This window comes from Pseudomonas sp. TH49, assembly GCF_016650625.1.
GTDB lineage: Bacteria > Pseudomonadota > Gammaproteobacteria > Pseudomonadales > Pseudomonadaceae > Aquipseudomonas > Aquipseudomonas fluorescens_H.
Genome location: NZ_JAEKFL010000002.1, coordinates 107,640 through 134,517, shown reverse-complemented (window position 1 = coordinate 134,517; position 26,878 = coordinate 107,640). Strand labels below are relative to the sequence as shown.

Genomic DNA, 26,878 nt, shown 5'->3' with positions numbered 1-26,878 from the left:
CTGCGATACCTTGCACCCGACGATCTGCGTCCTCACGCAGCGTTCATTTGCCAGGATCGCCGCATCACCGCAGGAGTGTGCTGTTGAGTCTTTCCCCGAATCAGGCCATCGGCTTCGGCCCCTATCGGATCTACACCGGGCAGCGGCTGGTCATGGAAGGTGACCAGCCGCTGCGCCTGGGTCGGCGCGCCATGGACATTCTGCTGATGCTGCTGGCGCATGCCGGTGAAGTGGTGAGCAAGCAGCAACTGCTCGCTGGCGTGTGGCCGGACAGTGTCGTCGAAGACATCAATCTGCGAGTACACATGGCCGCCCTGCGCAAGGCGCTGGGCGATGGTCAGGCCGGCCAGCGCTACATCGTCACCGTGGCCCAGCGCGGCTACAGTTTCGTTGCCCCGCTGACGGTGCAAGTCAGCGGACAACGGCTGCTGGAGGCAGCACCCGGACGCCATAATTTGCCGTTGCGCCATACCCGGATGATCGGCCGCCAGCCACTGGTGGACAATTTGATGCAGCAACTGCCGCGACAGCGTTGCATCACTCTGGTCGGCCCCGGCGGAATCGGCAAGACCACCGTCGCCCTGCGCGTCGCCGAGCAGTTGCTCGGACGCTATCGCGACGGCATCCGCCTGCTGGATCTGGCACCGCTCAACGACCCGACGCTGATCGCCTCGCAACTGGCAACCCTGCTTGATCTGGCAGTGCACGACGGCGAGCCGCTGGCGGGTGTGATCAACGATTTGCGCGAGCGGCAGATGCTGCTGGTGATCGACAATTGCGAGCACCTGATCGATGCCGTGGCGCTGCTCGTCGAGAGCCTGCTGAGCGGCGCGCCGCAGGTGCACATTCTGGCCACCAGCCGTGAAAGCCTGCGCGCTGAAGGCGAGTTCGTGCAGCGTCTGGAATCCCTCGATTGCCCGCCAGCGATGGCCGTTCTTGATCGCCAGCAGGCGATGGGTTTTGCTGCCCTGCAACTGTTCGTCGAACGGGCCATGGGCGCCCATGAACACTTTGAACTGAGCGACGCCGACGTACCGCTGGCCATGGAAATCTGTCGGCGCCTGGACGGTATTCCGCTGGCCCTGGAGCTGGCGGCAGCGCAGGTCGAGAGCCTGGGCCTGAGCGGTTTGCTGGAGCAATGGCAGGGCCATCTGCACCCGCTGGCGGCGGGCAACCACCCGCGCCATGCGCGGCACCAGACATTGCACGCCACACTGGACTGGAGCTTCAACCTGCTCAGCCCCTGCGAGCAGACCTGTCTGCGCCGCCTCGGGGTCTTTCGCGGCAGCTTCAGCCTGGCATCGGCCGCGGCGGTGATCGTCGGTCAGCACATCGATCCGACGCAGGTACTCGCGTCGGTCACGCAACTGGTGGGTAAATCGCTGCTGAATGTGGATGTTGGCGATGAAGAAGTGTTTTATCGCCTGCTCGACACGACCCGCCATTACGCCCGGGAAAAACTCGAATACAGCGGCGAGCACGAAACCCTGCGCGAACGCCACGCCGAACGCTGTCTGGCATTGATGGAGCAGGCGCAGACCGAATGGGAAAGCACTCCGAGCACGCAATGGATCGAGCGCTATGCCCGAAGCCTGGAAGACTTGCGCGCCGCCCTCGACTGGAGTTTGCACGGCAACGGCTCGCGCCATCTCGGCATCCGTTTGACAGCGACGTCGGCCGCGTTGTGGCAGGAGCTGTCGTTGCTCAAGGAATATGGCGACCATGTGCGCCAGGCACTGACCTTGCTCGGCGGTGCCGAGCAACCCTGCCCACGTCTGGAGATTGCCCTGCAACTGGCACTCGGCAGCGCCTGCTACCACACCTGGGGCGGTTCGCCGGAGACTGTCGACGCCTTCACTCAAGCCAACGCATTGGCGCAACAGCAAAACGATGTCGCCGGACAGTTGCGTGCCATCTCCGGGCACCTGGCGGTCAATCTCAGTTGCGGGCATTACCAGGCGGCATTGCTGCAAAGCGAACAGTTCGATCGTCTCGGCGGCCACGACGAGCCACTGCTGTCGTTGAGCATTCACCGCTTGCGCGTCCTAGCCCTGCACTTCGCCGGCGACCAGCCGCAAGCGCGGGTCAGTGCCGAGCAAGTGATCCAGCGCATGGCCCACAGTGGCTATCGCAACCGCTTCACCCACGGTTTCGGCGTGCAGTACGACCAAAGCGTGGCTTCGCTGACCATTCTTGCCCGGGTGCTGTGGCTGCAGGGGTTTCCCGAACAGGCTTGGCGCACCGCTCGGCAGGCGCTGGACATCGCGGTGCAGATCAATCACGGCACTTCGATCTGCTACACCCTGGCGCTGGCCAGCTGTCTGATCGCGCATTACAACGGCGACGACAAGAACGCTCGCGCGCTGTTGCAACTGCTGTTGGAGCAGGCGCAGAAGCACTCGGTGCTGCTGTTCTATCGCTGGGGCCGGCACTATGCGCAGGTGATCGATAACCATCTGGCCCAGCCCGACGCTCCGGCGGATAACGGGCTGATCAAGGAGCTGATGGTCACGCTCGATGCTCGGCATATCGATGATGCGTTGCTGGAGCGGGCGCACAGCGGTGCGGCAGGCTGGAGCACCGCTGAAGTATTGCGGGCCGAGGCTGAGCGGTTATTGGCGGATGAGGCGGGTTGTCCGCAGGGACGCCTCAGCGAGCAGGCAGAACAACTCCTGCAAAACGCTCTCGCCATCGCCCGCTCCCAGGGCGCATTGGCCTGGGAGCTACGCAGCGCCACGTCTTTGGCTCAACTGTGGCAGCGTCAATCACGCCATCGCGAGGCACTGGATCTGCTGACCCCGATCTACCAGCGCTTCACCGAAGGCTATGCCACCCCGGACCTGCGCAAAGTGCGCTTACTGCTCGACGCGTTGCGTGGCCAGTTGTCCGCCCGCGCTTGATCGATTTCGTCCGCTGTACAGGACATGACGCTGCAGGTTTTCCATCCGTTCAGCGCTGGTTTCCAGCTGTTCGCGGACATAACAGCGAAGGGTGTTGAGCATCCGATACCGCGTCGAATCTCCACCGCGCTCCATCGTCAGCCATGACTTGGCGGCCAGGCGTTCAATCACCGCCCGCAGATGCGCACCGTCAATGACCCGCAGCGCAGCGTCCGCGGTGAAGGCCATGTTGAACACCGACAGGCGCTGCAATACCCGTCGTTCACAGGGACGCAGATCCTGATAACTCCAGTCCAGCGCGGCGCTCATGGATTGATGCCGGGGCATCGCGGTGCGTCGGCCATGACTGAGCAGGCGCAGACCGTTGCCCAGTTGCGCTAGCAGGCCCACCAGCGCCAGCGCATCGATTTGCGCTGCCGCCAGCTCGATGGCCAGCGGCAAACCGTCCAGTCGCCGACAGATCGCGCACACGGTGTGCAGATCCTGCTCGCGCAGGCGGAAATCGTGCTGACGGGCACGCGCACGGCTGACCAGCAATTGCACCGCCGAATAGCCCATGAGTTCGTCGACACTGGCCGGCGCCGACGCCTTGGGGAAGGTCAATGGCGCAATCGGTTGCAGGGTCTCGAGATGGGCTTGCAGCGGTTCGCGACTGGTGACCAGTAGCGTCAGCCGTGGCGCCGCCAACAGCAATCGTTCCACCAGCGCCCGGCATGATTCGCGACGTCGCTCGCCGTTATCCAGGATCAGCAAGGCATGCCGCGACGCTAACGTATCGAACGAGGTATCCAGAGTGTGCAGCAGACAGTCGAGCAACGACGGCGCATCACCGGCAATGGACAGGTCGATGTGCCAGACACCGTCGCGATAATGCTGCAACAGCAACTCGGCCACCCGCAGCGCCACCGTGGATTTGCCGATGCCCGCCGGGCCTGTCAATGTCATCAGCCGGCATAGCGGCATTTGTCGCACCAGGCTGCCGACCAGCGAATCGCGGCCGATGACCGGGGTCAAGCGTGCGGGCAGGTTATGTTGCGGCGCCTGCAGGGTTTCGAATACCACTTGCGCGACACTGTCGCCGTGCACCGGGGCGATAAAGCTGTAACCACATTGCGGCACATTGACGATGTAGCGCTGGCCGTTTTCACCATCGCCCAGCGCCCGGCGCAACGCAGCGATGTGCACCCGCAGGTTGATCTCTTCGACCACACTGTCCGGCCACACCCAGGCGATCAACTGCTCCTTGCGCACCACTCGACCAGCGTGCTCGACCAGCACCTGCAAAATATCGAGGGCGCGCCCGCCCATGCGCAACTGTCGATCCCCTTCGAGGATCAACCGTTGGCGCAGATGAAAGGCGTATGGCCCGAAATGCAGGACCGATGCAGCGGGTAAGTCGTTGTGGCTGTTCATGCCGTTTTCCGGCGCCAGTGCTCGCGGGCAGCATGCCCTCGGCGTCCAGTGCCTCTCCCTCCCAAGCGTTGCCGTTTATCTTGGCAGGCGCCGGTAACGGCACAACCTCCGTACGGGGCGCAACACGGACATCCGGATGCACCGGACGGACACAACCGCTCTAGCTGAACTGTTCGCGGTATTGCGCCGGGGTCAGACCAAGCTTTTCAGTGAACAGAAAACGCATGTGCCGCACACTGCCGAAACCACTTTTATAGGCGACGGTCTTCAACGGCAGCTCGGTGGTCTCCAGAAGATTACGTGCGCAATCGATCCGGGCGTTTTGCAGAAACTCCATCGGCGTCATGCTCACATCCCGCGCGAACAGCCGCGCAAAGTGCCGGGTACTCATGTTCGCCAGACCCGCCATGCGCTCGACCGTGAAGGCTTCTTCGAGGTGTTCCAGCACATGGTTCTGCACCCGCGTGATCGCGGTTTCCTGGGGGGATACTGCCGCCATCAACGGACTGAACTGTGCTTGTCCGCCCTGTCGTTTCATCACCACCAGCAGAACCTTGGCCACGTCCTGAGCGACTTTTTTCCCATGATCCCGGGCGACCACGGCCAGCGCCAGATCGATACCGGCGGTCACGCCCCCCGAGGTAATCAGATTGCGGTCTTCCGTGTAGATCCGGTCGGTCTCCACCTGCGCCTCGGGGAAGGCCTTGATCAGTCGTTCGGTGTAGTTCCAGTGCGTGGTCACGCGATAACCGTCGAGCAGACCGGCATGCCCGAGCACAAAGGCCCCGGTGCAGATCGAACCGTAGCAACCAGCCTGCCTCACCGCGCGCCGCAGCCAGGCGAGCAGCGCCGGGTGTCTTTCGTTATAGGCACCCGGCCCACCCGGTACCAGCAACAGGTCGAAGGCCTGGGTCGGGTCGTCGATATGCCGGTCGGTCTGCACCTGCACACCATTGGACGCCCGCAGCATCCCGCGCTCAGTGCCCAGGGTAATCAGTTGATAGTGATCTTCGGGCTTCAAGTAGCGATTGGCGACCGAAAACACCTCCATGGGACCGGCCATGTCGAGCAGAAGAAAGTCGGGAAACAGCACCATTGCCACGGTTTTCATGGGTGAACATCACTGAAATCAAGGAAAAGGAAGCAAGCCTCGCATTATGGCCAAGTGCGTAGAGAGCGGCGAAAAGAATGCGTGATCGACTGCGCAAAACTGTCAACCTGAGAGGGACAGTATTTCAATTTCCATCTACTTATTGCATCCATCGTTTAACAGTAACCTTCTCCTCACTCGGACGAATCAACGTCCCGCAAGGAGAATCCATCATGCTGACCCTTCGCAAAGCTTCCGACCGTGGCCTCGCCAATCATGGCTGGCTGAAGTCCTTCCACACCTTTTCCTTTGCCAGTTACCGCGATCCGCGCGAACAGGGTTTTTCCGACCTGCTGGTGATCAACGATGACCGCGTGGCGGCCGGCAAGGGTTTCGGCCAGCACCCACACCGCGACATGGAGATCTTTTCCTACGTGCTTGAAGGTGCGCTGGAGCACAAGGACACCCTGGGCACCGGTTCGGTGATCCGCCCCGGTGATGTGCAACTGATGAGCGCCGGCAGCGGCGTGGCCCACAGCGAGTTCAACCATTCGGCCACCCGGCCTGTGCATTTTCTGCAGATCTGGATCGTGCCGGAAGTGGCCGGTGCCAAGCCGCGCTACCAGCAAGAGCACTTCAGTGCGCAGAAAAAACGCGGCCGCCTGCAACTGATCATCTCGCCGGACGGCGCTGATGGCTCGCTGAAAGTACGTCAGGACGCACGGGTCTACGCCGGCCTGTTCGACGGCCAGGAAAGCGCAACGCTGAAACTGCCGGCCAACCGTTATGCCTACGTGCATGTGGCGCGTGGCAACGTGGAACTCAACGGCGTGCAGTTGCAGGAAGGCGACGGTGTGCGGGTTCGTGAAGAACAGGCCCTGACCTTGAGCAACGGCGTGGATGCCGAAGTACTGGTGTTTGATCTGCGGCCGCAGGAGTTGCCGCAAATGCCATGAGGCACGGGTTTAACGCCTGCAAAAACGGCCTTCATTTGAAGGCCGTTTTTTATTGCGGTGGCAGTGGCGTTGGCAACTCCGGCGATTTGAGTGTGTGGGCATCCTTACCCGCCTGGACCGCCGCGAAGGTGGTTTGTATCGCTACGTACATGTTGGCTTGGTTGGCGTAATAGGCCCCAACGACGATGGCGACTATTCCAAGTAACTGGACAGCCGTTGCTGCCCAGACATTGGCCTTGACGGTGGCGCCCTGCCTCGCTGCGTCCTGCGCGCCGTCGGCAATTCTGCGCATCTCTTGCGTAATCAAGTCGTAGCGTTTGTCTCGTTCGACTTGAGTTTTGTCCCGTTCTCCCTGAACAGATAAAAACCCGTCAATTTTCATTGATACCGCGTCCAGTCGAGCATCCATTCGTGTCTCGATGGTCTCGATCCTGGCATTGAATTCTTCTCGACTGATGGCGCCCATGACTTGCGTACTCTGACCGTTACCCGTTATGTCACTGCTTTGAAAGTGACTGAATTCCCTGGCTTCCAATTCGACACCTTTATCGGGCTACCGATACCGTCCGTGGTATGTCACTCCAGTGCAAGCGTGCGGCCTCGCACCAGCCTTTGGGTACGATAGCCCCCGGTCCTTCGGCCTACAAGCCAGCGGATTCTGCGTCCGGCGTAGGCCATTTCGTCAGACCTTGTGAGTTCGCCGAGAAAACGCGCCTTACTCGTTTTCCGACGCAAACACCTCGACGATCTGCTCGATCACTGCCCTCACCCGCGCGGTATGACGCAGGTCCGCATGGGTCACCAGCCACACCTCATACGGCTGCGGCCGGGTACGCTGCGGCCAGAGCCTGACCAGACCGTCGCGTTCGCCCATGTACAGCGGGATTTCTCCTACACCAATACCCGCCGCAATCGAGCGACGCATCAACAGGCTGGAACCGAGGCTGGCGACGATTCGTCCGCGGCTGATCGGCTCCCCCACCAGGTTCAGGTCCCGGTTGCTCTGCAGATACGGTTGATAAACCACCAGATCATGCCCGGCGAAAGCACTGCCGGGTTCAGGTTCTCCGTGGGCGTCAACGTAAGCTTTTGAGGCGAACAATCCCGTTGGCCAGCGCGCGATGCGCCGGGCGATCAGGTCCGGATTGTCGGGCCGGGTGTTGCGTACGGCGATATCCGCCTCGCGCTTGGCCAGACTGAGGATCTGCGTGGAGGCGTCCAACTGCACGCGTACGTCCGGATGCAGTTCATGCAGGCGGGCGATGGCCGGGATCAGGAAGTCGATGGCCAGCGAATCGGTGGTGCTGACCCGCACCGTGCCGGTCAGGCGATCATCCAGCCCCTGGATCTGCCGCTCCAGCTCCAGCGCCGAATGCTCCATTTTCTCCACGGACCTGAGCGCCGCTTCACCGACGGCTGTCAGCGCATAGCCGTCAGACGTGCGCAGGAACAACGTTGCGCTGAGGGACTTTTCCAGTGCAGTAATCCGCCGTCCGACGGTGGCTTGATCCACACCCAATACCCGCGCTGCGCCGCGCAGTGTCGACTCGCGACAGACCGCGAGAAATACCCGTGCGTCATCCCAATTCATCTGATCCCCCGTTGATGCAGATTTGCATCACTGTGCCGCCAAAACGCTGCGCTAAAGCAGCAACAATAGCCGATATCCTCACCCCTGTTCTCAAGCTTGAAATGCTTTTGCAGGGAATCATTGGCGCCCCTTTGAACTCCCACCTACAGACCACCTACGCAACAGGACCGGATATGACACTGCCCAGCGAAATGACCCGTATCGAAATCATCCAACCCGGTGGCCCCGAAGTCTTGCAGGCCAAACACGTGCCGCTGCCCGTCGCCGCTGCCGGCGAAGTGCTGATTCGCGTGCATGCCGCCGGGATCAACCGCCCCGACGCCCTGCAACGTGCCGGCAAATACCCGATGAAGCCCGGAATGAATCCGATCCCCGGCCTGGAAGTGGCCGGCGAAGTCGTGGCGCTGGGCGCCGGCGTCAGCGAGTTTGCCGTGGGCGACAAGGTGTGCGCGCTGACCAACGGTGGCGGTTACGCCGAGTACTGCACCGTCCCGGCCGGGCAAACCCTGCCGATCCCCGATGGTCTGGATTGGGTGCAGGCCGCCGCCATCCCGGAAACCTTCTTTACCGTGTGGGCCAACCTGTTCGGCCTCGGCGACGCCCAGCGTGGTCAGCGCGTGTTGATCCACGGCGGCACCAGCGGCATCGGTACCACCGCGTTGATGCTATGCCGCGAGTTTGGCATCGAAGCCTTTGCCACTGCCGGCAGCGCGGATAAATGCGCGGCCATCAGCGAACTGGGTGGCCAGCCGATCAATTATCGCGAGCAGGACTTCGCCGCGGTCATCGCCGAAAAGACGGCAGGCCAAGGGGTAAACGCGGTTCTCGATATCATGGGTGCCTCGTACCTCAACGGTAATGTCAGCGCATTGGCAATGGATGGCCGGCTGGTAATGCTCGGCTTTCTCGGCGGCGGACGGGCCAACGACGTCGACCTGCTGGCGATCATGGCCAAACGCGCGGTGATCACGGGTTCGTTGCTGCGTGCGCGTACCTCGGAGGAAAAGGCCGCAATTGCCGGGCAACTGCGCGAACACGTGTGGCCGGTGCTGGCCGCCGGGCGCTGCCTGCCGATCATCGACAAGGTCTACTCACTGAACGATGCGGCCCAGGCGCATGCGCGCATGGAAGGTGGCGATCACATTGGCAAAATTGTGCTGCGGGTGGACTGAGCCGCAGCATTTTGTAATCGTTGCAAGCACACGGCGGTCGAAAAAGTCACGCGCAGGCGGAGGCTTCTGGTAAAAAGCCTTCTTTGTCTGCGTTGTGGTGAACCGTTTAATGTTCCTGTCCTTCATGACTCGTTTGCGTCGTCGCCGTCTGGCGTTCGCCTGCATGGCTGCGCTGATCATTGGCGTGCCGACGAGTTGCGCGGTGCTCGAACACACCGAGCGCAAACTGCTGTTTCGCATCCAACCGGGCACGGCCGGCTGGTATCACGGCTTGCCGGGCAGCGTGCAGGAACTCGACTTGCAGCCCAAGAGCTTCAAGGCCGGGCAGAATATTCATGCCTGGTGGTGGCCGGCAGAAAAAGCCAATGCCCCGGCAATCCTCTATCTGCATGGCGTGCGCTGGAACCTCACCGGGCAGCTGTTCCGTATCGAACAACTGCGCGCGGCCGGCTACTCGGTACTGGCCATCGACTACCGTGGTTTCGGCCAGAGCAAGGGTGATCTGCCTTCAGAAAGCAGCGTGTACGAAGATGCTCGTGTGGCGTGGGAACGCTTCAAACTGCTGCAGCCCGACCCGAGCAAACGCCTGATCTACGGTCACTCGCTGGGGGGCGCCGTGGCCATTGATCTGGCTGCCGAACTCGGCCAGGACGCCGTTCGGGACAATACTCCGCTGCCGGTCAAAGGCCTGGTGATCGAGTCGACGTTCACCTCCCTCGCCGACGTGGCGGCCGCAGTGGCCAACACTTCACTACCGGTGCGCTGGCTGCTGTCGCAGAAGTTCGACTCCATCGACAAGATCGCCGAAATTCACATGCCACTGCTGGTGGTGCACGGCATGGCCGACGCGTTTGTGCCGCCGCGCTTCAGCGAGCAACTGTTCAACGCCGCCCAACAACCAAAGCGACTGCTCTTGGTGCCGGGAGCCACCCACAACAACAGCATGGCGCTGGGCGGGCAGAATTATCGCAAGGCGATTGATGCGCTGATGCAGTCCAAACCCGCGCCCCACGTCGCAGGACCCGCGCTGGCACGCAGCGCACAGGACTCCTAGCGATAGCCGCGAGCCTGCAGATCAAACAGCTTGGCATAGTGACCATCGGCGGCGATCAAGCTGTCGTGATCGCCCTGCTCCAGTATCCGTCCGGCCTCCAGCACCATGATCTGATCGGCGTTGCGCACACTGGAGAAGCGATGGGAGATCAGCAAGGTCATGCGACCCTCGGTGTGCTGGCTGAAATGCTCGAACACTGCCGCTTCCGCCGCCGGATCCAGCGCCGAGGTCGGTTCGTCGAGGATCAGGATGTCGGCATCGCGGCGCATATAGGCCCGGGACAAGGCAATCTTCTGCCATTGCCCACCCGACAACTCCTGACCGCCGGCAAACCAGCGACCCAGTTGCGTGGCGTAGCCGCGGTCGAGCCCTTCGATGAACGGCGCGGCCATGCCTTCAGCCGCTGCCGCGTGCCAGCGCGGTTCTTCGTTGAAGGCCGAAGTATCCCCCACGCCGATGTTTTCACCCACAGTGAACTGGTAGCGAATGTAGTCCTGAAAAATCACGCCGATACGCCGACGCAAGGTGATCTCTTCCCAATCCTGCAAATCGCTGCCGTCGAGCAGAATGCGCCCCTGATCCGGTCGATACAGGCGGGTCAGCAATTTGATCAGCGTGGTCTTGCCTGAGCCATTCTCCCCCACCAGTGCCACGCTCTTGCCCGGCACCAAGTGCAGGTCGATACCTTCCAGCGCTGCACGGGTTGCTCCGGGATAACGGAAACCGACGTTTTCAAAGCGCAGGCCATCGCCCGGTTGCGCGCCGACAGTGAGGTGACCGGAATCAGCCAGCACCGGTTCGGCCAGGTATTCGTACAGATTCGACAAGTACAGACCGTCCTCATACAAACCGCTGATCGCACTCAGGCTGCTGCTGACCGCACTCTGGCCCTGCTTGAACAGCACCAGGTACATGGTCATCTGGCCGAGACTGATATTGCCGTTCACGGCATCGATCACCACCCAGGCGTAAGCCAGATAGAACGCCCCGGTGCCGAGCAATCCAAGACCAAAGCCCCAACCATCGCGACGCAATGTCAGGCGCCGATCCTCAGCGTAGAGCTTGGCGAAGGTGTCCCGATAACGCTGCAACAGCAACGGCGCGAAGCCGAACAGCTTGACCTCTTTGATATAGGCCTCATGGGACAGCAAGGTCTCGATGTAATTTTGCTGCCGACTCTCCGGCGCACGGCGGGTGAACAAGCGGAAAGCGTCGCCGGAAAAATGCGCCTCGGCAAAGAACACCGGCAACGCGCCGATCACCAGTAATACCAGCGCCCACGGCGAAAAATGCACCAGCAGCACACCGAAGCTGATCAACATGATCAGGTTCTGGATCAGCCCCAGCGACTTCATCACCAACGCCAGCGGCCGGGTCGAAGCTTCGCGGCGCACGCGGACCAGTTTGTCGTAGAACTCGGAATTCTCGAACTGCACCAGCGACAGGGTCTGCGCCTTCTCCAGAATCAGCGTGTTGACCTTCTGCCCCAATTGCACCCGCAGCAACGACTGTTGCACCGAGAGCGCCCGTTGCGTGCCGGACAACAGCGCCAATACCCCCGCCTCCATCAGCACATAACGCAACACCGGCCACAGTGACGCATCGCCCTGCTGCGCGTGCAACTGCATCGCCGTCACGACCGCATCGACAATGCGCTGGCCCAGCCACGCAGCCAGCGCCGGCAGAACGCCGGCAATCAGGGTCGCCAGCACCAACCCCAGAAACAACCCGCGTGATGTCGCCCAGACCAGCAACAGGGCGCGCCGGGCCTGATCGAACAGGGCGTTGAAGCGGGAAATCAAAGGCATGGCAGATCAAGCTCGACAGGTAGTACAGGGTGTCATGGTACTCCGCAGGTTTTATCCGTGCTGAAGCGCGGCGTTTTCAGAAGAAAAACATCTGGAAAAACTCTGGCCGTTGCGGCGTCCAATGCTTTGCTATGGTTTAACCGCCTTTCGCGGAACCTGGCGAAAATCGCCTCACTCCGCGCCTACTGCCAGGAACGCCATCATGAGAATCAATCCCTACCTGATCTTCAACGGCAACTGCCGCGAGGCCTTCACCTTTTATGAACAAGCCTTGCAGGGCAAACTCGAAGCGATGATGACCTACGGCGAAACACCCGCCGCCGAACACGTACCGAAGGAGCACCACAACCTCGTCAACCATACCTGCCTGAAGGTTGGCGACCAGATGATCATGGCCTCGGACACCACACCTGACCGGCCAACCGGGGGTATGAGCGGGTGCTCGATCTCCCTCAACGTCGACAGCATTGCCGAAGCCGAGCGAGTGTTTAACGCGCTGGCCAAGGACGCTCGCGTCGACATGCCGCTGCAAACCACATTTTGGGCCGCCCGTTTCGGCATGCTGGTCGATCGCTTTGGCGTGTCATGGATGGTCAATTGCGAGACTGACCAGTGATGCTGACATTTCGTCAGGCATGAAAAAGCCCAACCTCTTCAGGTTGGGCTTTTTGGTTCATCGCTGGGCCAGCTCATGCCGCACGCATTGTTCGTAATAGGTCTGCTTGACCGCCGCGGGTTTGAGCCTGGAGGTGCTGTTGTACGTCTGCTCGGTAATGCCCATCGCCGTCATGCGCATCCACGGTTGCTGGAACTTGCGCACCTGCAACTGCTTGCGCGCGCCGTACAGCGAGATCCCCGACAGCTTCGACTGCTGCGCCCCGGCAGCGATGTCCGAGCCCCAGGTACAGGCAAACCGGTGACTCTTGCTCAACTCCTTCGCTTCAATGGCCGAAGCGAAGGCAGCCAGGGAAAGCGTTGCAACGGTTATGACAATCGTCCGCATATAGCCAACCTAACCTTTTGAAAAAAGGCGAGTTTGCCGGGGAAGCCCAAGCCTGGGGGCCAGCAAATTGCCGCTTTTCCGAGATTGACCTGTGCCTGCGCCGTGATCAGCGACCGCTGCGGACCTCAACCCGCAGACGCTCGGCGCCCTCCTCCGAACATTCGATATTCACCGGCAAGAAGCGCTCGATCACTGCGATATTGCTGTGCAGATGCTCGGTCATTCTCGGGGTGGTGAATGACCCGCCGCCGGCCAGCGCCATCGGCAGCAGCAACTGGTCGGCGAGGTGTTCCGCCACCGCAGCGTCACTGCGCAACCAGTCTGCCGCCTGATTGATTGCGGTATCAGCGACCTTCTCCGCCCGTAACAACACCTGGCCAAAGGCACTGAAGACTTCGGTAACCTGTTCGAACACGTACTCCAGCAACAACACATTACCGGGGCCACGCGCCGGATCGAGCGTGATCGACTGCAATGTTTCCGATGACCAGTTCAGGCGTTTGGCCACCCGATTCAGTTCTCGCTCGGCGACGCTCGGTGCGAGACCGGCCGTCAGCGCCATTGCTTGATGCGACAGCAGTGCCCCGCGCTCACACAGATCAAGTCGCGTCAGTTGCGACGGCTGCACCGTGACGTCGATCTCACCACCACCGGCCGGGACGAAGCCGTGACGCAACAGATCCAGCTCAATGCCGGCCCCCATGCGTCGCATCAGCGGCAACCAACTGCGCGTGAGGAAATCGGCAGGCGGCGCCAATGGATTATGCGTACCGCCGCTGATCCGCACGCGACTTGTGCCCGGCGCCTGCAACAGCGCCGGCAGCAGTGTCTGTAGCACCAACGTGCAACTACCGGCCGTGCCGATCGCAAACCGGTAATCACCCGAACGAATCGTTCCCGGCTCGAAATACAGCTCCTGCGAGCCCAACTCCGCTCCCGCGATCCGCGCGCCGCAGACTTCGGCGGCCGCCATCACCGCCGTCAAATGCTGACGCAATAGTCCCGGCCGACTGCGGCGGGCGCGAATCTGTTTAATGCGAAACGCCTGGCCCGTCACCATCGACAGGCTCAGCGCGCTGCGCAACACCTGACCGCCGCCAATCGCGCCGTCCAGTTCAATCACTTGCTGTTCCATTTCAATCCTTACGCGTACAACCCGACGGTCTCCCTGAGGTATTCATCCAGTCGTCGCGAGTCTTCCTGAGTTCTGAGTAATGTGGGCACATCGCGCTCGAGTTCGGCCGCGATGAACCTGTGCAGCGCCGGACGACGCGGACCATAGGTGCTCTCGTCGGCATTGCGTTTAAGTGCCAGCAACTCGTCGACTTCAGCCAGCAGTGCACGGTCGTCGACCGTGGTCAGCAGGTCAGCGAAGGTCATCGGTGGACGCCCACGCCCCTGATCGATCCAGCGCACCGCCAACAATGGCCGCAGCACGTAGAAGTACTTCTTGAACCGCACGCTGTCGCCTTGCAGGTACTGGCGAAAATTGTTTTTCGCCATCGACAGATAGTGGTTACGGGCTGCCGGCGGGCTGTAGAACGCTTCGGCCAGCTCACGCAGTTGCGCAACCTGTGCGCTTTCGCTGCGGTACACCAATGGCGAGTCGAGCCACTCCAGCAGCGTCGGGTTGGACTTGCGCAACAACCCGAGGGTCTTGCGCAGCTCCCAGCCGCTGACATCCAGCTCATCGTCCAATGGCCGCTCGATCACATCGCGCGGCGTGTCGACCTGAACGAACCACTGCGGTTTTTCCACGTACACGAACCGTACGTCGTAGTCACTGTCGGTCGAGGCAAAGCCCCAGGCCCGACTGCCGGACTCACAGGCGTACAACACCGTGACGTTGCGCTCGCGCTCTATACGCGCCAACTCTTCCAGTACCCGCGCACGCATCGTGTCGCACAGCGGGTGGCGTTCTTCGAATTCCATGCTTGCTGATCCTTTTATCCTTTGACGCACACCACTTGCCGCAGGGTGTGCAGCACTTCCACCAGTTCGCGCTGGGCGTGCATGACTTTGTCGATGTCCTTGTAGGCCATCGGAATTTCGTCGATCACCGCTTCGTCCTTGCGGCACTCCACATGCGCCGTGGCGCGGATCTGGTCTTCGACGGTGAAGGTGTTCCTGGCCTTGGTGCGACTCATGGTGCGGCCGGCGCCGTGGCTGCAGGAGTTGAACGACTCTTCGTTGCCCAAGCCGCGCACAATGAAACTCTTGGCGCCCATCGAACCCGGAATGATCCCCAGCTCACCTTTCTTCGCCGACACCGCGCCTTTGCGAGTGACCAATACTTCTTCGCCGAAATGCCGCTCTTTCTGCACGTAGTTGTGGTGGCAGTTGACCGCTTCCAGCGCCACCTCGAACGGCTTGCGAATGATCTGGCGCGTGGCCTGAATCACCGCGCGCATCATCAGTTTGCGGTTCTGTCTGGCGAAGTCCTGCGCCCAACTCACCGCTTCCACGTAATCATCGAAGTGCTGGCTGCCTTCTTCGAAATACGCCAGGTCGCGATCCGGCAGGTTGGCAATATGTTGCCGCATATCCGCCTGAGCCTTCTGAATGAACAGGTTGCCAATGGCGTTACCGACACCGCGAGAGCCACTGTGCAACATGAACCAGACCCGGTTGGCTTCATCCAGGCACACTTCAATGAAGTGGTTGCCACTGCCAAGCGTGCCCAGATGCCCGCGGTTGTTGGTGTTGGCCAGTCTCGGGTACTTGTCGGTGATCAGCTTGAAACGTGGCTGAAGCCCCGCCCACGCCTGATCGGCTTGCTGCGGAATCTCGTCCCATGCGCCCTTGTCGCGCCGCGAACGGTTCGAACTGCGGCCATGGGGCACCGCTTGCTCGATGGCGCTGCGCAGGCCTTGCAGGTTGTCCGGCAGGTCGGCAGCGGTAAGCGACGTGCGTGCGGCGATCATGCCGCAACCGATGTCCACGCCGACGGCCGCCGGGATGATCGCGCCCACCGTCGGAATCACGCTGCCAATGGTCGAGCCCTTGCCCAGATGCACATCCGGCATCACCGCCAGATGCTTGAAGATGAACGGCATCTTTGCGGTGTTCATCAGTTGTTCGCGGGCCTCGGTTTCTACCGGGACGCCTTCGGTCCAGAGTTTGATCGGCTTGCCGTTGGCGACTTCGAGCAGTTGGTAAGTGTGTTCTTTCATTTCTCTATTCTTTATTCGTTGGCCGATGATTCGGCGTGGTTCCGTCATGTGCAGCGACAAAAAAACAGACACTGTGGCTCTGCCAGTCGAGCCCCCGTTGCCGGGGCGGGATTCGAACCCGCGTTCCGATGGAGTACCTGTTGCATTCGCTGCCTTCTTTTTCAATTAAGGTGGCACGACAAAAGTTGATGACTGTTGCGCGTTGCCGCGCACCGGGGTTAACCGGCCTCAGATGTACAGCCATCAGGCATTCGTGCCGTCACACACGCTGACAAGGGTTTGATGAGACGTCTTGGATGTAGTCCCACCGGCATTCAGCGCCTGTGACAAATCAATTCATTGCATGCTCTCGATCGCTTCGACCCAGTGCTGCGCGCCGTAACGGCCGCTGGTGAACTGCTCGACCACATCGAACACTGCATCGCTGAAACCGCCGACATTCAGAATGTCATCGCGGTCCGCCGCCTGCGTTGCATAGCCCGGCTGGATATCGATGCACACCAGCCGCGCCTGCGGGTTGATCTGCTTGATGCGCTCCCACTGGCGCATGGTCTCACTGGCACCATGGCGTCGCGTATCGATCCAGGACTCGTTGTCCGATACCAGAATCAGCGTATCGACCCTGGCCTTGCTGTCCGCCAGTCTCTTCAGCGGCGCCGAGCAGTTGGTGCCGCCACCAAAGATACCGGCCAGTTTCTCGGCGTTGCTGATCACACTGTCCCGTGGGTTGAGCTGGATATCCACCACCTTCACTTCGAACGGCATCACCCGCGCCGCCGGCTGTTTGCGCAACACCGCTGCCGCGACCAGTGCCGCCACATCGATGCAACGCACTGCGGTGGTTGCACCCTGACGATAACCGGTCGCCGGGCTGCCCATCGAACCCGATACGTCCGGGCAAACCACCACCGCGCCTTCCAGCTTCGGCACGTTGGCCAGCGACAACTCAAGTGCGTCCTGCAATGCCTCGCGGATCTGCAGCGGTACGTTATCGCCAACCATCCGATAAGCCGCCAGCAACTGGTATGGATAAACCCGCGCCTTGGCCACTTCCTGCGGGTCAGCCAACCGCGCCGCCACGTATTCGACGCAACCCGGAACTTCAAACGCGCCATGCCGCGCCAGGGTGTTGAGGTTGATGCGCAATCCCTGCCAGCCCATGTTGTAAGCCTGCGCAGCCCATTGTTCTTTGCTCAAGGTTTCGTTGCCGAGCAGTTGGAACGGTACCGCGGGTACTTGATGACTTGCACCGCTGCGAAATGCCAGCAGATCGCGGGTCAACTCAGGCAATGCCTGCACATCCACCGGTTTGCCGATCAACCACGCGAAGAATGCTTCGCGCCAGGCCTCAGCCGGTTTCGGGTGAACCATCTTCACCACGTCCGCCAGCGATGGCTGGTTGCCAATCGACGCTTGCAGCAGTTGACGTTCGGTCGCGCGGTTCAGCCAGTTCTGCACCAGACGCTTGGGTTGCGAACCGAGGGATTTGCGCCCGGTGGCGCCACTGCGCAGGATCTGCACGTAGTTGCGCAACATCTTGCCGCTGTCGATCACTTGTTCAAACACCTCAGGTACCAGCGACGAACGGTTCGCCGTCAACGCCGCCAGCAGCAACGCCGGCATATCTTTCATGTGGCCTTTGTGGCGAGCGTAGACAGCAGCCTTCGCCACGAAACGGCTGTCGAGTTCAGCCACCAGCTTCAATACTTGATCCAGCTGACTTTCAGCGCTGGCGTAAAACGTCTGGTTCAGGCAACCGGTGACCGCCAGTTGAGCCAGTTGATGCTTCGGGGGGTAGGCATATGCCGAGGCGCCCGAAGCATTCAAAGTGTCGCAGGCTGGCAGTTGCTTCGATTGCGTGTTGAAGAGTTTGAAGTTGGCCATCGTGGCGTCTCGCTCTGTTGTCCTGTTCGTTGCGATAGGTATTGCAGCGGCTGTGCCAGTTTTGGAAAGTCGTAAAATTTATTTCTTATCTAATTGATTTATAAGGTTTTTTTTATTTTTTATGGTTTTCTTTTAGCTGAACCGAAGACAAACCAACCATGAGAAATCTATCATTTGATATCGTCATTTATCTTTTGAGATAGCCATGCCAAACAAACGCACCGTCGCCATCGGTTTTATCGGCGCCACCCTGGACCGCGTTGGCAAGGGCGCCAATCGCTGGAGCCATTGGCGGCCGAGCGTGGGCCTGTGCCAACAACCGGACGTGCTGATCCATCGCCTGGAATTGATTCACGGCATCGACGCGCGCGACATCAGCCTCGCTGAACGGGTTCGCGCCGATATCCAGCAGGTCTCACCGGAAACCGAAGTCCACCTGCACCCCATGGCACTGCGCAATCCGTGGGATTTCGAAGAGGTCTACGGCGCGCTGCATGACTTCACGACGGCCTACACCTTCGATACCGAACATGAGGACTATCTGGTTCACATCACCACCGGTACCCACGTCGCGCAGATTTGCTGGTTCTTGCTGACCGAAGCACACTATCTGCCGGCGCGCCTGATCCAGACCTCCCCCGCCCGACGTAAAAGCGAAGATGAACAAGCCACCGGCACCCACGCCCTGATCGACCTCGACCTGTCGCGTTATGACCGCATCGCCTCGCGTTTCGCCAATAAACGCCTCGAAGGCCTGGAGTTCTTGAAGTCCGGCATCGCCACCCGCAATGCGGCGTTCAACCGCTCCATCGAACAGATAGAGCGCGTCGCGGTGCGCTCCAAAGCGCCCATGCTGCTGATCGGCCCCACCGGCGCCGGCAAATCGTTTCTCGCCCGGCGCATCTACGAACTCAAGCGCAGTCGCCATCAAATGCAGGGCCGGTTTGTTGAGGTGAACTGCGCCACCCTGCGTGGCGATGGCGCGATGTCGGCTTTGTTTGGTCACGTCAAAGGCGCTTTCACCGGCGCACAGAACGCCCGCGACGGCCTGCTACGGGCAGCGGACGGCGGCATGTTGTTTCTCGATGAAATCGGTGAGCTGGGCGCGGATGAACAGGCGATGCTGCTCAAGGCTATCGAAGAAAAGCGCTTCTTTCCGCTCGGCTCCGACAAGGAAGTCGACAGCGACTTCCTGATCATCGCCGGCACCCACCGCGACCTGCGCAGCCGCGTCGCCGAAGGCCTGTTCCGCGAAGATCTGTACGCGCGCATCAACCTCTGGACATTTGATTTGCCCGGCCTGGCGGGCCGCCGCGAAGACATCGAGCCCAACATCGATTTCGAACTGGAACGCCACGCCCGCGATCACGGCCAGCTAGTGCGCTTCAACCTCGAAGCACGGCGGCGCTACCTCGCCTTCGCCAGCTCTCGGGAAGCGGCATGGCTGGGCAACTTTCGCGAACTGTCAGCGTCGATTACCCGGATGGCCACACTGGCTGACAGCGGACGAATTGATGAGGCGCAAGTGCAGGAAGAAATCGATCGACTGCGTTATGCGTGGGGGCTGACGCAAGCGGACGGGATGTCGGATGAACTACCGGGAGACGCCGAAAGCATGGACCTGTTCGATCGGCTGCAATTGAAGGCGGTACTTGACGTATGCCGGCAGGCAGACAGCCTGTCGGATGCAGGGCGCAGATTGTTTGGGGTATCGCGCCAGGCCAAGGCGCAGCCGAATGATGCAGATCGCTTGAGAAAATACCTCAGCCGGTTAGGGATTGAATGGGCCGACTTGCAAGCCGCAAAATCATAGTCCCCGCCGACTCTACCGCTCGTCCAACAGCAAGCACCTTGGGCCTGTTCATGCCTCCAATGGTTTACCCCCATCACGCGGAAGACTCAACAATGAACAAGTCGATTGTCACCATGACGCTTGCCAGCCTGCTGTTGACTGGCTCGCTCTCCTCGCAGGCCGCGGAGAAATCAGGAACGGTAGAAGCACCCGCCGTCTCACCCGGAGCCAATCAGGCGAACAGCTCCGAGTCCAACGACGAAAAAGCCAATAAAAAGGGCGAAGAAGCGTCAGGTTCAAACTCTGGTGCCGAACCCAAAGAAACCCAGAAAGATGCCGCTACCTCGAGTGACTCGGAGGATATTCAGCTAGATTCGAAACCTTAAAACTTGGGCGACTGCCGCCGCCTCATTTGACTCATCTAAACGCGGATCACAATTGTCGAGGCAAGCATGTCGCCCAAGCGTTTGCGCGAGCCAAAGAAGATGAAAATCCAGTCAAGGATGTTCAGAAACGGCGTTGTGATATTGCGTATGAACGATTGATACAGATTGCAGTTCAAGTAGCTACGCTCATCAATCACCGACATCCCCAGCAGCTTTTTACCCAGGCTTTGCCCGTTGGGCATTGCATCGGAAAACAGGTAATACGACACACCCGTACCAAGAGCCAGGATAGCAACAACATTTGGCGGCAAACCAATAAACTCCGCCAGCCGTCCTACGAAGAGGATCAAAAAGTAGGTGATCAACGTATCGATGATCTGCCCGCCCCAGCGACGGCCCAGCCCTGCGAGATTTTTGGGCGTTTGATATTCACTGCTGGTATTGCTGATGTCCATGCGCCTTCGCTCGATCGGAATTTAGATAGCTGGGTATCGGCATCCGATCGCCAATATTTAATGGCGCTTCAGGGGTGTGCGGTCAATCAAACCCACAAGATTGCTCCGAATGAATAGGCTCACTGAAGGTAAAGAAGTAGAACGATATTTTCTCGTCCTCTACGTCTTTTAATTCATATCTGATCCTGTCGAGCCCACGATCGATTCGGGTAACGACGAGCTCCATGAATTGAGTCAGCCCGCCACCAAAGCCACTTAGATCAAGCGCACTGACATCCTGAAAATTTATAGTGATAGCGCTTTCTGCTGCGTCATCGAGCGACGACATCGTCAAGGCCAGGTTGTACTTGAAGTCTTGAATTTCGATATTCAGCGAAACGACCGCATTGTGCTGAATCAAAAGCGAGTTCAAGCGAGATAACTTATCCATTTTCTTAGGAACCCATGACGAAAAAGATGTGGCCTGCACTTCATTCGTGTATCTGAGCGAGCATCTTCAGCCCTGGCAGGCAGAGTATCAACCCGACATCAGATTGGCTGCGCAGAACCATTGCCGAGCTTGCGTGCCAACTCGACATTCATTTCGAACTGTTCGCTAACATCAATCGCCGTACGACGACTCTTTTCGAGTGAGCCTTCCCGAGCCCAGAGAAACGGGAAAAACGAAAAGCACTGATCCGCTTCCAGCGCCTGCAGGTCGCGAATCCAGCCGTTCCAGCGCAAACCGTCGTAGAAGGTCGCAAGTCGATCGCTCAACGCCCAACCCAGAAAGTCGGTGTAAGCAATGTGCAATTGCTCCCACAATAGCGTGTCAGGCGCCCAGTAATACATCGCTCCAACTTCTTCACCCAAACCACCGCCATTGAGAGCAAAAAAACCTCCAGCGGCATCGTCCGCAACCAACAAATAAGCATCAGCACGGCCGTTATTCCAATCCAGAAGATTTCGCGGTAATTGCGGATGCCCGGAGCCGAGCACACGTAGCCAGCCGTGATCAATCAGCAGCCCACCCGTTTTGAAAGCGATCGCCCCCAAAGTCGATTTAGTCGTGACCTGAAGACCTGAAAGAACTCTGCCATTTTCGGCGGAGGGAGGGAGTAACTGATAGTTAGGTACGGCTTCCTCCAGCATTTTTTCAATGATGGGCAGCGCCGGATCCTGCTTGTCTATCAAGTGATCCAAACTTTTCATCCAGCGACCTTTTTTGCGGGGGTTTTGCGCAGGCACAAAAAAGCCGATCTGGATGATCGGCTTAACTGTCTGACTTTACTCAGGAAATATGGTCGGGACGGAGTGATTCGAACACTCGACCCCTAGCACCCCATGCTAGTGCGCTACCGGACTGCGCTACGCCCCGACTGGTTTGAAACCTGCCCTTCATCTCGAAGAGCGCTCAAGAATATAGCGCAAGCTTTTGAAAACTGGAAGTATTCAAACGCAGCTTTTTATTTCTTGAGAACCACCAGTACATCTTCAAGCTCAGCGATCATCTGGCGGATCATTTGCTTGTATTGGGTGGTGTCGTCTTTGGCTTCATCGCCGGACAAACGCAGACGCGCACCGCCGATGGTGAAACCCTGATCGTAAAGGAGCGCGCGGATCTGCCGGATCATCAGCACATCCTGGCGCTGATAATACCGGCGGTTTCCGCGGCGTTTGACGGGGTTGAGTTGAGGAAACTCCTGCTCCCAGTAGCGCAGCACGTGTGGTTTTACTGCACACAGCTCGCTGACTTCACCAATGGTGAAGTAGCGTTTGCCCGGGATGACGGGTAGTTCGTCGTTATGACTTGGTTCCAGCATAAGCCTCAACTCGGGCCTTCAACTTCTGCCCTGGACGAAAGGTGACCACACGGCGAGCCGTGATCGGGATTTCTTCCCCCGTTTTCGGGTTGCGGCCAGGCCGCTGGCGCTTGTCCCGAAGGTCGAAATTGCCGAAACCGGACAATTTGACCTGCTCGTTGTCTTCAAGAGCGTGCCTGATTTCCTCGAAAAACAGTTCAACCAATTCCTTGGCTTCCCGCTTGTTCAGGCCCAGCTCTTCATACAGACGTTCCGCCATCTCAGCTTTCGTCAAAGCCCCCATACGTCACTTCCTTAACGTGGCGTTCAACCTTTGTTCGAGCGAGGTGAGGATATTTTGCGTCGTCGAATTCACCTCATCGTCATTAAGAGTGCGCGATGGATGCTGCCAGGTCAAGCCAACTGCAAGGCTTTTTCTATCAGGATCAATACCTTTACCCTGATACACGTCAAACAGCCTGAGATCCGTGAGCCATTCGCCTGCATTTTCTCGGATTACGCCCAATACCGCCGAGGCCGCGACGTCTTTGTGCGCGATCAGCGCAAGGTCACGACGCACTTCAGGAAAACGCGACAACTCGTGGAATTGCGGCATTTTTCCGGAAGCGACTTCAGCCAGAACCAGCTCGAAGACGAAGACCGGACGATCCAGACCCAGGGCCTTGGACAGCTCCGGGTGAATCGCACCGATAAAGCCGACTTCACGCCCGTCACGTTCGATGCGCGCGGTTTGCCCCGGGTGCAGCGCCGGGTGTTTGCCCGGAGCGAAAGTGAAGGTATCCAGCGCACCGGCAAAGCCCAGCACCGCTTCAACGTCAGCTTTTACATCGAAGAAATCGACGGTGTCGCGACCTTGCGCCCAACCTTCCGGCAGACGGCTACCGCAAACCACGCCCGACAGCATCGGCTCCTGCTTCAGACCTTCCAGCTGACCGACGAAGCGCAGACCGCTTTCGAACAGACGCACGCGATCCTGCTGGCGGTTCAGGTTGTGCTGCAACGCCTTGACCAGACCCGGCCACAGCGAAGAACGCATGGCAGCCATGTCATTGGAAATCGGGTTGGCCAGCAACAGCGGCTCGACGCCCGGATTGAACAGTTCGAACTGCTTCGGATCGATGAAGCTGTAAGTGATCGCTTCCTGATAACCACGGGCTACCAGCAGACGACGCAGCTCAGGCAATTCGCTGCGCGCTTCAGCCTTGGCCTGTGGCGCCAGACGCGCTTGCGGGTAACGAACCGGCAGACGGTTGTAGCCATACAGGCGAGCCAGCTCTTCGATCAGATCGACTTCCAGGCTGATGTCGAAGCGATGGCTTGGCACTTCTACGCGCCACTGCCCTGCTCCGTCAGTGGAAATATTCAGACCCAAGGCGCTGAGCAGACGCTCGACCTGAGCCGAATCCATTTCCATCCCCAGCATCTGGGTGATGCGCTGCGCACGCAGGGTGATCGGCGCGATCGACGGCAGGTGCTGCTCGCTGACGGTCTCGATGATCGGGCCGGCTTCGCCACCGGTGATTTCCAGCAGCAGGCCAGTGGCGCGCTCCATGGCTTCACGGGCCAGTTGCCAGTCCACGCCGCGCTCGTAACGATGCGAAGCGTCGGTGTGCAGGCCGTAGGAGCGAGCCTTGCCAGCCACAGCGATCTGGTCGAAGAAGGCACTTTCCAGGAAAACGTCGCGAGTGGTTGCGGACACACCGCTGTGCTCGCCACCCATCACGCCGGCAATCGCCAGAGCACGGGTATGGTCGGCAATCACCAGCGTATCGCTACGCAGGCTGACTTCCTGACCGTCGAGCAGCACCAGCTTCTCACCCTCTTCCGCCATGCGTACGCGGATGCCGCCATTGATCTCGGCAAGATCAAAAGCGTGCAGCGGCTGACCCAGCTCGAGCATCACGTAGTTGGTGATGTCGACGGCAGCGTCGATGCTGCGCACATCGGCGCGGCGCAGACGCTCAACCATCCACAACGGGGTTGGTTTGGACAGGTCGACATTGCGGATGACGCGGCCCAGGTAACGCGGGCAAGCGGCAGGCGCCAGCACTTCTACCGAACGCACTTCGTCGTGCGCAGCCGGGATGGTCATGACCACCGGGCGAGCGACCGGCGTGTCGTACAGCGCCCCGACTTCACGGGCCAGACCGGCCAGCGACAGGCAGTCGCCACGATTCGGGGTCAGGTCAACCTCGATGCTGGCGTCTTCCAGATCCAGATACACACGGAAATCTTCGCCCACCGGCGCATCGGCCGGCAGCTCCATCAGACCGTCATTGCCTTCACCGACCTGCAGCTCGGTTTGCGAGCACAACATGCCGTTGGACTCGACGCCGCGCAGCTTGGCCTTCTTTATCTTGAAGTCGCCCGGCAGTTCGGCACCGATCATGGCGAACGGAATCTTCAGGCCCGGACGCACGTTTGGCGCACCGCACACGACCTGGAAGGTTTCCGCGCCATTGCTGACCTGGCATACACGCAGCTTGTCGGCGTCAGGGTGTTGCTCGGTGCTCAGCACCTCGCCCACTACTACGCCGCTGAATACACCGGCGGCCGGGGTCACGCTATCGACCTCCAGACCCGCCATCGACAGACGAGCAACCAGCTCGTCGCGACTTACCTGCGGGCTAACCCAGCCACGCAGCCATTGTTCACTGAATTTCATCCTGCTCTCCTAAGAATTCGTTACGACTAGCGAAATTGCGCGAGGAACCGCAAGTCGTTGTCGAAGAACAGACGCAAGTCGTTCACGCCGTAACGGAGCATCGCCAGACGCTCGACGCCCATGCCGAAGGCAAAACCGGAGAACTCTTCCGGATCGATGCCGGACATGCGCAGCACGTTCGGGTGCACCATGCCGCAGCCCATGACTTCCAGCCAGCCGGTCTGTTTGCAGACGCGGCAGCCTTTACCGCTGCACATCACGCATTCCATGTCGACTTCAGCGGATGGCTCGGTGAACGGGAAGTACGAAGGACGGAAACGTACGGCCAGCTCTTTTTCGAAGAACACCCGCAGGAACTCTTCGATGGTGCCTTTGAGATCGGCGAAATTGATGTCGCGATCGACCAGCAGGCCTTCGACCTGGTGGAACATCGGCGAATGGGTGATATCGGAGTCACTGCGGTACACACGGCCTGGGCAGACAATGCGGATCGGCGGCTGCTTGGACTCCATGGTGCGGACCTGTACCGGCGAGGTATGGGTGCGCAGCAACATGTTCGCATTGAAATAGAAGGTGTCATGCATCGACCGGGCCGGGTGGTGGCCTGGGATGTTGAGCGCTTCAAAGTTGTGGTAGTCGTCTTCGACCTCAGGGCCTTCGGCGATGCCGTAGCCGATGCGGGTGAAGAACTGCTCGACTCGTTCCAGAGTCCGGGTCACCGGATGCAGACCACCGGAGGTCTGACCACGGCCCGGCAACGTCACGTCAATGGATTCGGCAGACAGTTTGGCAGCCAGTTCGGCTTCTTCAAACAGAGCCATGCGCGCATTGAGAACGCCTGTGACACGTTCCTTGGCAACGTTGATCAGGGCGCCGACTTGCGGACGCTCTTCTGCCGGCAAATTCCCCAGGGTCTTCATCACCTGAGTCAATTCACCTTTTTTGCCAAGGTATTGAACCCGGATTTGCTCCAGGGCATTGATATCTTCAGCGCTTTGCACAGCCTCTAGTGCTTGAGAGACCAGCGCATCCAGGTTTTCCATGTACAGACTCCAGATACAAAATAGGGGAAGAGCTTGAAGGCTCTTCCCCTATTTATGACGTTTAACACCTGGCCCCACAGAGGTGAGGCCGGGTGACTGTCGGGGGTACTTAAGCCAAGGTGGCTTTAGCTTTCTCGACAATCGCAGCAAACGCCGCTTTTTCGTTCACTGCCAGATCAGCCAGAACCTTACGGTCGATCTCGATGGACGCTTTTTTCAGGCCAGCAATGAAACGGCTGTAGGACAGACCGTTAACACGAGCACCAGCGTTGATACGAGCGATCCACAGAGCGCGGAACTGACGTTTTTTCTGACGACGGTCACGGTAGGCGTATTGGCCTGCCTTGATTACCGCTTGCTTGGCAACACGGAATACGCGGGAGCGTGCGCCGTAGTAGCCTTTAGCAAGTTTCAGAATTTTTTTGTGACGCTTACGGGCAATGACGCCACGCTTTACACGAGCCATGAGTTACTTCCTCTATTCTTGACTAAAATTAACGAAGGCGCAGCATGCGCTCGACTTTTGCCACGTCAGACGGATGCAGCAAGCTGCTACCGCGCAGTTGACGCTTACGCTTGGTCGACATTTTGGTCAGGATGTGGCTCTTGAAAGCGTGCTTGTGCTTGATACCGTTAGCAGTTTTCAGAAACCGCTTAGCAGCACCACTTTTGGTTTTCATTTTTGGCATGT

At 59.6% G+C, this 26,878-nt stretch carries 26 protein-coding genes and 1 tRNA gene; 7 read left to right on the top strand and 20 right to left on the bottom strand.

Annotated features, from left to right (window positions below):
• Positions 1 to 83: 83 nt before the first annotated feature.
• Positions 84 to 2,900, top strand: coding sequence for an ATP-binding protein (locus JFU48_RS17960; protein ID WP_201137169.1), 2,817 nt, complete (start codon positions 84 to 86; stop codon positions 2,898 to 2,900).
• Here JFU48_RS17960 and JFU48_RS17955 read toward each other — a convergent pair.
• Together JFU48_RS17955 and JFU48_RS17950 are read right to left on the bottom strand one after the other, a co-directional pair.
• Positions 2,856 to 4,313, bottom strand: coding sequence for an ATP-binding protein (locus JFU48_RS17955; protein ID WP_201137168.1), 1,458 nt, complete (start codon positions 4,311 to 4,313; stop codon positions 2,856 to 2,858). The two genes, JFU48_RS17960 and JFU48_RS17955, sit on opposite strands and share 45 nt — an antisense overlap.
• Positions 4,314 to 4,473: 160 nt before the next feature.
• Positions 4,474 to 5,424, bottom strand: coding sequence for a GlxA family transcriptional regulator (locus JFU48_RS17950; protein ID WP_201137167.1), 951 nt, complete (start codon positions 5,422 to 5,424; stop codon positions 4,474 to 4,476).
• Between the two features lie 212 nt (positions 5,425 to 5,636).
• Between JFU48_RS17950 and JFU48_RS17945 the strand changes: the two genes are divergently transcribed.
• Positions 5,637 to 6,359: a pirin family protein gene (locus JFU48_RS17945; protein ID WP_201137166.1), complete on the top strand. Its 723-nt coding sequence runs from the start codon at positions 5,637 to 5,639 to the stop codon at positions 6,357 to 6,359.
• Positions 6,360 to 6,408: 49 nt separating this feature from the next.
• Here the strand turns inward: JFU48_RS17945 and JFU48_RS17940 are convergent, their stop codons facing one another.
• Complete coding sequence (locus JFU48_RS17940) at positions 6,409 to 6,825, bottom strand: hypothetical protein (protein ID WP_103483629.1); 417 nt, start codon at positions 6,823 to 6,825, stop codon at positions 6,409 to 6,411.
• Positions 6,826 to 7,074: 249 nt separating this feature from the next.
• Complete coding sequence (locus JFU48_RS17935; protein WP_201137165.1) at positions 7,075 to 7,950, bottom strand: LysR family transcriptional regulator; 876 nt, start codon at positions 7,948 to 7,950, stop codon at positions 7,075 to 7,077.
• Between the two features lie 173 nt (positions 7,951 to 8,123).
• Between JFU48_RS17935 and JFU48_RS17930 the strand changes: the two genes are divergently transcribed.
• Together JFU48_RS17930 and JFU48_RS17925 are read left to right on the top strand one after the other, a co-directional pair.
• Positions 8,124 to 9,122 (top strand): NAD(P)H-quinone oxidoreductase, encoded by a 999-nt coding sequence (locus JFU48_RS17930; RefSeq protein WP_201137164.1) that lies wholly within the window; start codon positions 8,124 to 8,126, stop codon positions 9,120 to 9,122.
• Between the two features lie 109 nt (positions 9,123 to 9,231).
• Positions 9,232 to 10,176 carry an alpha/beta hydrolase gene (locus JFU48_RS17925; protein WP_201137163.1) on the top strand — a complete coding sequence of 315 codons (945 nt, stop codon included), beginning with the start codon at positions 9,232 to 9,234 and terminating at the stop codon, positions 10,174 to 10,176.
• On the opposite strand, the gene JFU48_RS17920 is transcribed toward JFU48_RS17925, so the two are convergent.
• On the bottom strand, positions 10,173 to 11,984 hold the full coding sequence (locus tag JFU48_RS17920; RefSeq protein ID WP_201137162.1) for an ABC transporter ATP-binding protein: 1,812 nt from the start codon (positions 11,982 to 11,984) through the stop codon (positions 10,173 to 10,175). The genes JFU48_RS17925 and JFU48_RS17920 overlap by 4 nt on opposite strands.
• Before the next feature lie 202 nt (positions 11,985 to 12,186).
• On the opposite strand from JFU48_RS17920, the gene JFU48_RS17915 reads away from it, so the two are divergent.
• The gene (locus tag JFU48_RS17915; RefSeq protein WP_103483608.1) at positions 12,187 to 12,600 is read left to right on the top strand and encodes a VOC family protein; all 414 of its coding nucleotides are present in this window, start codon (positions 12,187 to 12,189) and stop codon (positions 12,598 to 12,600) included.
• Between the two features lie 57 nt (positions 12,601 to 12,657).
• Here the strand turns inward: JFU48_RS17915 and JFU48_RS17910 are convergent, their stop codons facing one another.
• The 5 genes from JFU48_RS17910 to JFU48_RS17890 form a co-directional block, all read right to left on the bottom strand.
• Positions 12,658 to 12,987, bottom strand: coding sequence for a hypothetical protein (locus JFU48_RS17910; RefSeq protein ID WP_003226343.1), 330 nt, complete (start codon positions 12,985 to 12,987; stop codon positions 12,658 to 12,660).
• Positions 12,988 to 13,093: 106 nt separating this feature from the next.
• A complete protein-coding gene (gene rtcA, locus JFU48_RS17905) occupies positions 13,094 to 14,122 on the bottom strand; it encodes an RNA 3'-terminal phosphate cyclase (protein WP_201137161.1) in 1,029 nt (342 codons plus the stop codon).
• Positions 14,123 to 14,130: 8 nt separating this feature from the next.
• On the bottom strand, positions 14,131 to 14,919 hold the full coding sequence (locus JFU48_RS17900; RefSeq protein WP_201137160.1) for a nucleotidyltransferase domain-containing protein: 789 nt from the start codon (positions 14,917 to 14,919) through the stop codon (positions 14,131 to 14,133).
• 14 nt (positions 14,920 to 14,933) lie between these two features.
• Entirely contained in the window at positions 14,934 to 16,160 is a 1,227-nt protein-coding gene (locus JFU48_RS17895; RefSeq protein WP_201137159.1) for an RtcB family protein, read from the bottom strand.
• Positions 16,161 to 16,496: 336 nt separating this feature from the next.
• Positions 16,497 to 18,044, bottom strand: a complete 1,548-nt coding sequence (locus tag JFU48_RS17890) for a vWA domain-containing protein (protein WP_201137158.1) — start codon at positions 18,042 to 18,044, stop codon at positions 16,497 to 16,499.
• A 205-nt stretch (positions 18,045 to 18,249) separates the two neighbouring features.
• On the opposite strand from JFU48_RS17890, the gene rtcR reads away from it, so the two are divergent.
• The gene (gene rtcR, locus JFU48_RS17885) at positions 18,250 to 19,857 is read left to right on the top strand and encodes an RNA repair transcriptional activator RtcR (RefSeq protein WP_201137157.1); all 1,608 of its coding nucleotides are present in this window, start codon (positions 18,250 to 18,252) and stop codon (positions 19,855 to 19,857) included.
• A gap of 92 nt (positions 19,858 to 19,949) precedes the next feature.
• The gene (locus JFU48_RS17880; RefSeq protein ID WP_201137156.1) at positions 19,950 to 20,222 is read left to right on the top strand and encodes a hypothetical protein; all 273 of its coding nucleotides are present in this window, start codon (positions 19,950 to 19,952) and stop codon (positions 20,220 to 20,222) included.
• A 35-nt stretch (positions 20,223 to 20,257) separates the two neighbouring features.
• Here JFU48_RS17880 and JFU48_RS17875 read toward each other — a convergent pair whose 3' ends face one another.
• The 10 genes from JFU48_RS17875 to rpmI all read right to left on the bottom strand — a co-directional run bounded on the left by JFU48_RS17875 (position 20,258) and on the right by rpmI (position 26,876).
• Complete coding sequence (locus JFU48_RS17875; protein ID WP_201137155.1) at positions 20,258 to 20,677, bottom strand: RDD family protein; 420 nt, start codon at positions 20,675 to 20,677, stop codon at positions 20,258 to 20,260.
• An 82-nt stretch (positions 20,678 to 20,759) separates the two neighbouring features.
• Positions 20,760 to 21,107: a hypothetical protein gene (locus JFU48_RS17870; RefSeq protein WP_098964618.1), complete on the bottom strand. Its 348-nt coding sequence runs from the start codon at positions 21,105 to 21,107 to the stop codon at positions 20,760 to 20,762.
• A gap of 98 nt (positions 21,108 to 21,205) precedes the next feature.
• Positions 21,206 to 21,868 carry a DUF2625 domain-containing protein gene (locus JFU48_RS17865; RefSeq protein ID WP_201137154.1) on the bottom strand — a complete coding sequence of 221 codons (663 nt, stop codon included), beginning with the start codon at positions 21,866 to 21,868 and terminating at the stop codon, positions 21,206 to 21,208.
• An 89-nt stretch (positions 21,869 to 21,957) separates the two neighbouring features.
• Positions 21,958 to 22,034: transfer RNA gene (locus JFU48_RS17860), tRNA-Pro, on the bottom strand.
• A gap of 88 nt (positions 22,035 to 22,122) precedes the next feature.
• Complete coding sequence (locus JFU48_RS17855) at positions 22,123 to 22,479, bottom strand: MerR family transcriptional regulator (RefSeq protein ID WP_003179985.1); 357 nt, start codon at positions 22,477 to 22,479, stop codon at positions 22,123 to 22,125.
• Positions 22,460 to 22,762 carry an integration host factor subunit alpha gene (ihfA, locus tag JFU48_RS17850; RefSeq protein WP_002553164.1) on the bottom strand — a complete coding sequence of 101 codons (303 nt, stop codon included), beginning with the start codon at positions 22,760 to 22,762 and terminating at the stop codon, positions 22,460 to 22,462. Before ihfA ends, JFU48_RS17855 begins: the two co-directional genes overlap by 20 nt.
• 3 nt (positions 22,763 to 22,765) lie before the next feature.
• Positions 22,766 to 25,144, bottom strand: a complete 2,379-nt coding sequence (gene pheT / locus JFU48_RS17845) for a phenylalanine--tRNA ligase subunit beta (protein WP_201137153.1) — start codon at positions 25,142 to 25,144, stop codon at positions 22,766 to 22,768.
• 26 nt (positions 25,145 to 25,170) lie between these two features.
• Positions 25,171 to 26,187: a phenylalanine--tRNA ligase subunit alpha gene (gene pheS / locus JFU48_RS17840; RefSeq protein ID WP_003226365.1), complete on the bottom strand. Its 1,017-nt coding sequence runs from the start codon at positions 26,185 to 26,187 to the stop codon at positions 25,171 to 25,173.
• 109 nt (positions 26,188 to 26,296) lie between these two features.
• Positions 26,297 to 26,653, bottom strand: coding sequence for a 50S ribosomal protein L20 (gene rplT, locus JFU48_RS17835; protein WP_002553161.1), 357 nt, complete (start codon positions 26,651 to 26,653; stop codon positions 26,297 to 26,299).
• 28 nt (positions 26,654 to 26,681) lie between these two features.
• On the bottom strand, positions 26,682 to 26,876 hold the full coding sequence (gene rpmI / locus JFU48_RS17830; protein ID WP_002553160.1) for a 50S ribosomal protein L35: 195 nt from the start codon (positions 26,874 to 26,876) through the stop codon (positions 26,682 to 26,684).
• Positions 26,877 to 26,878: the final 2 nt, after the last annotated feature.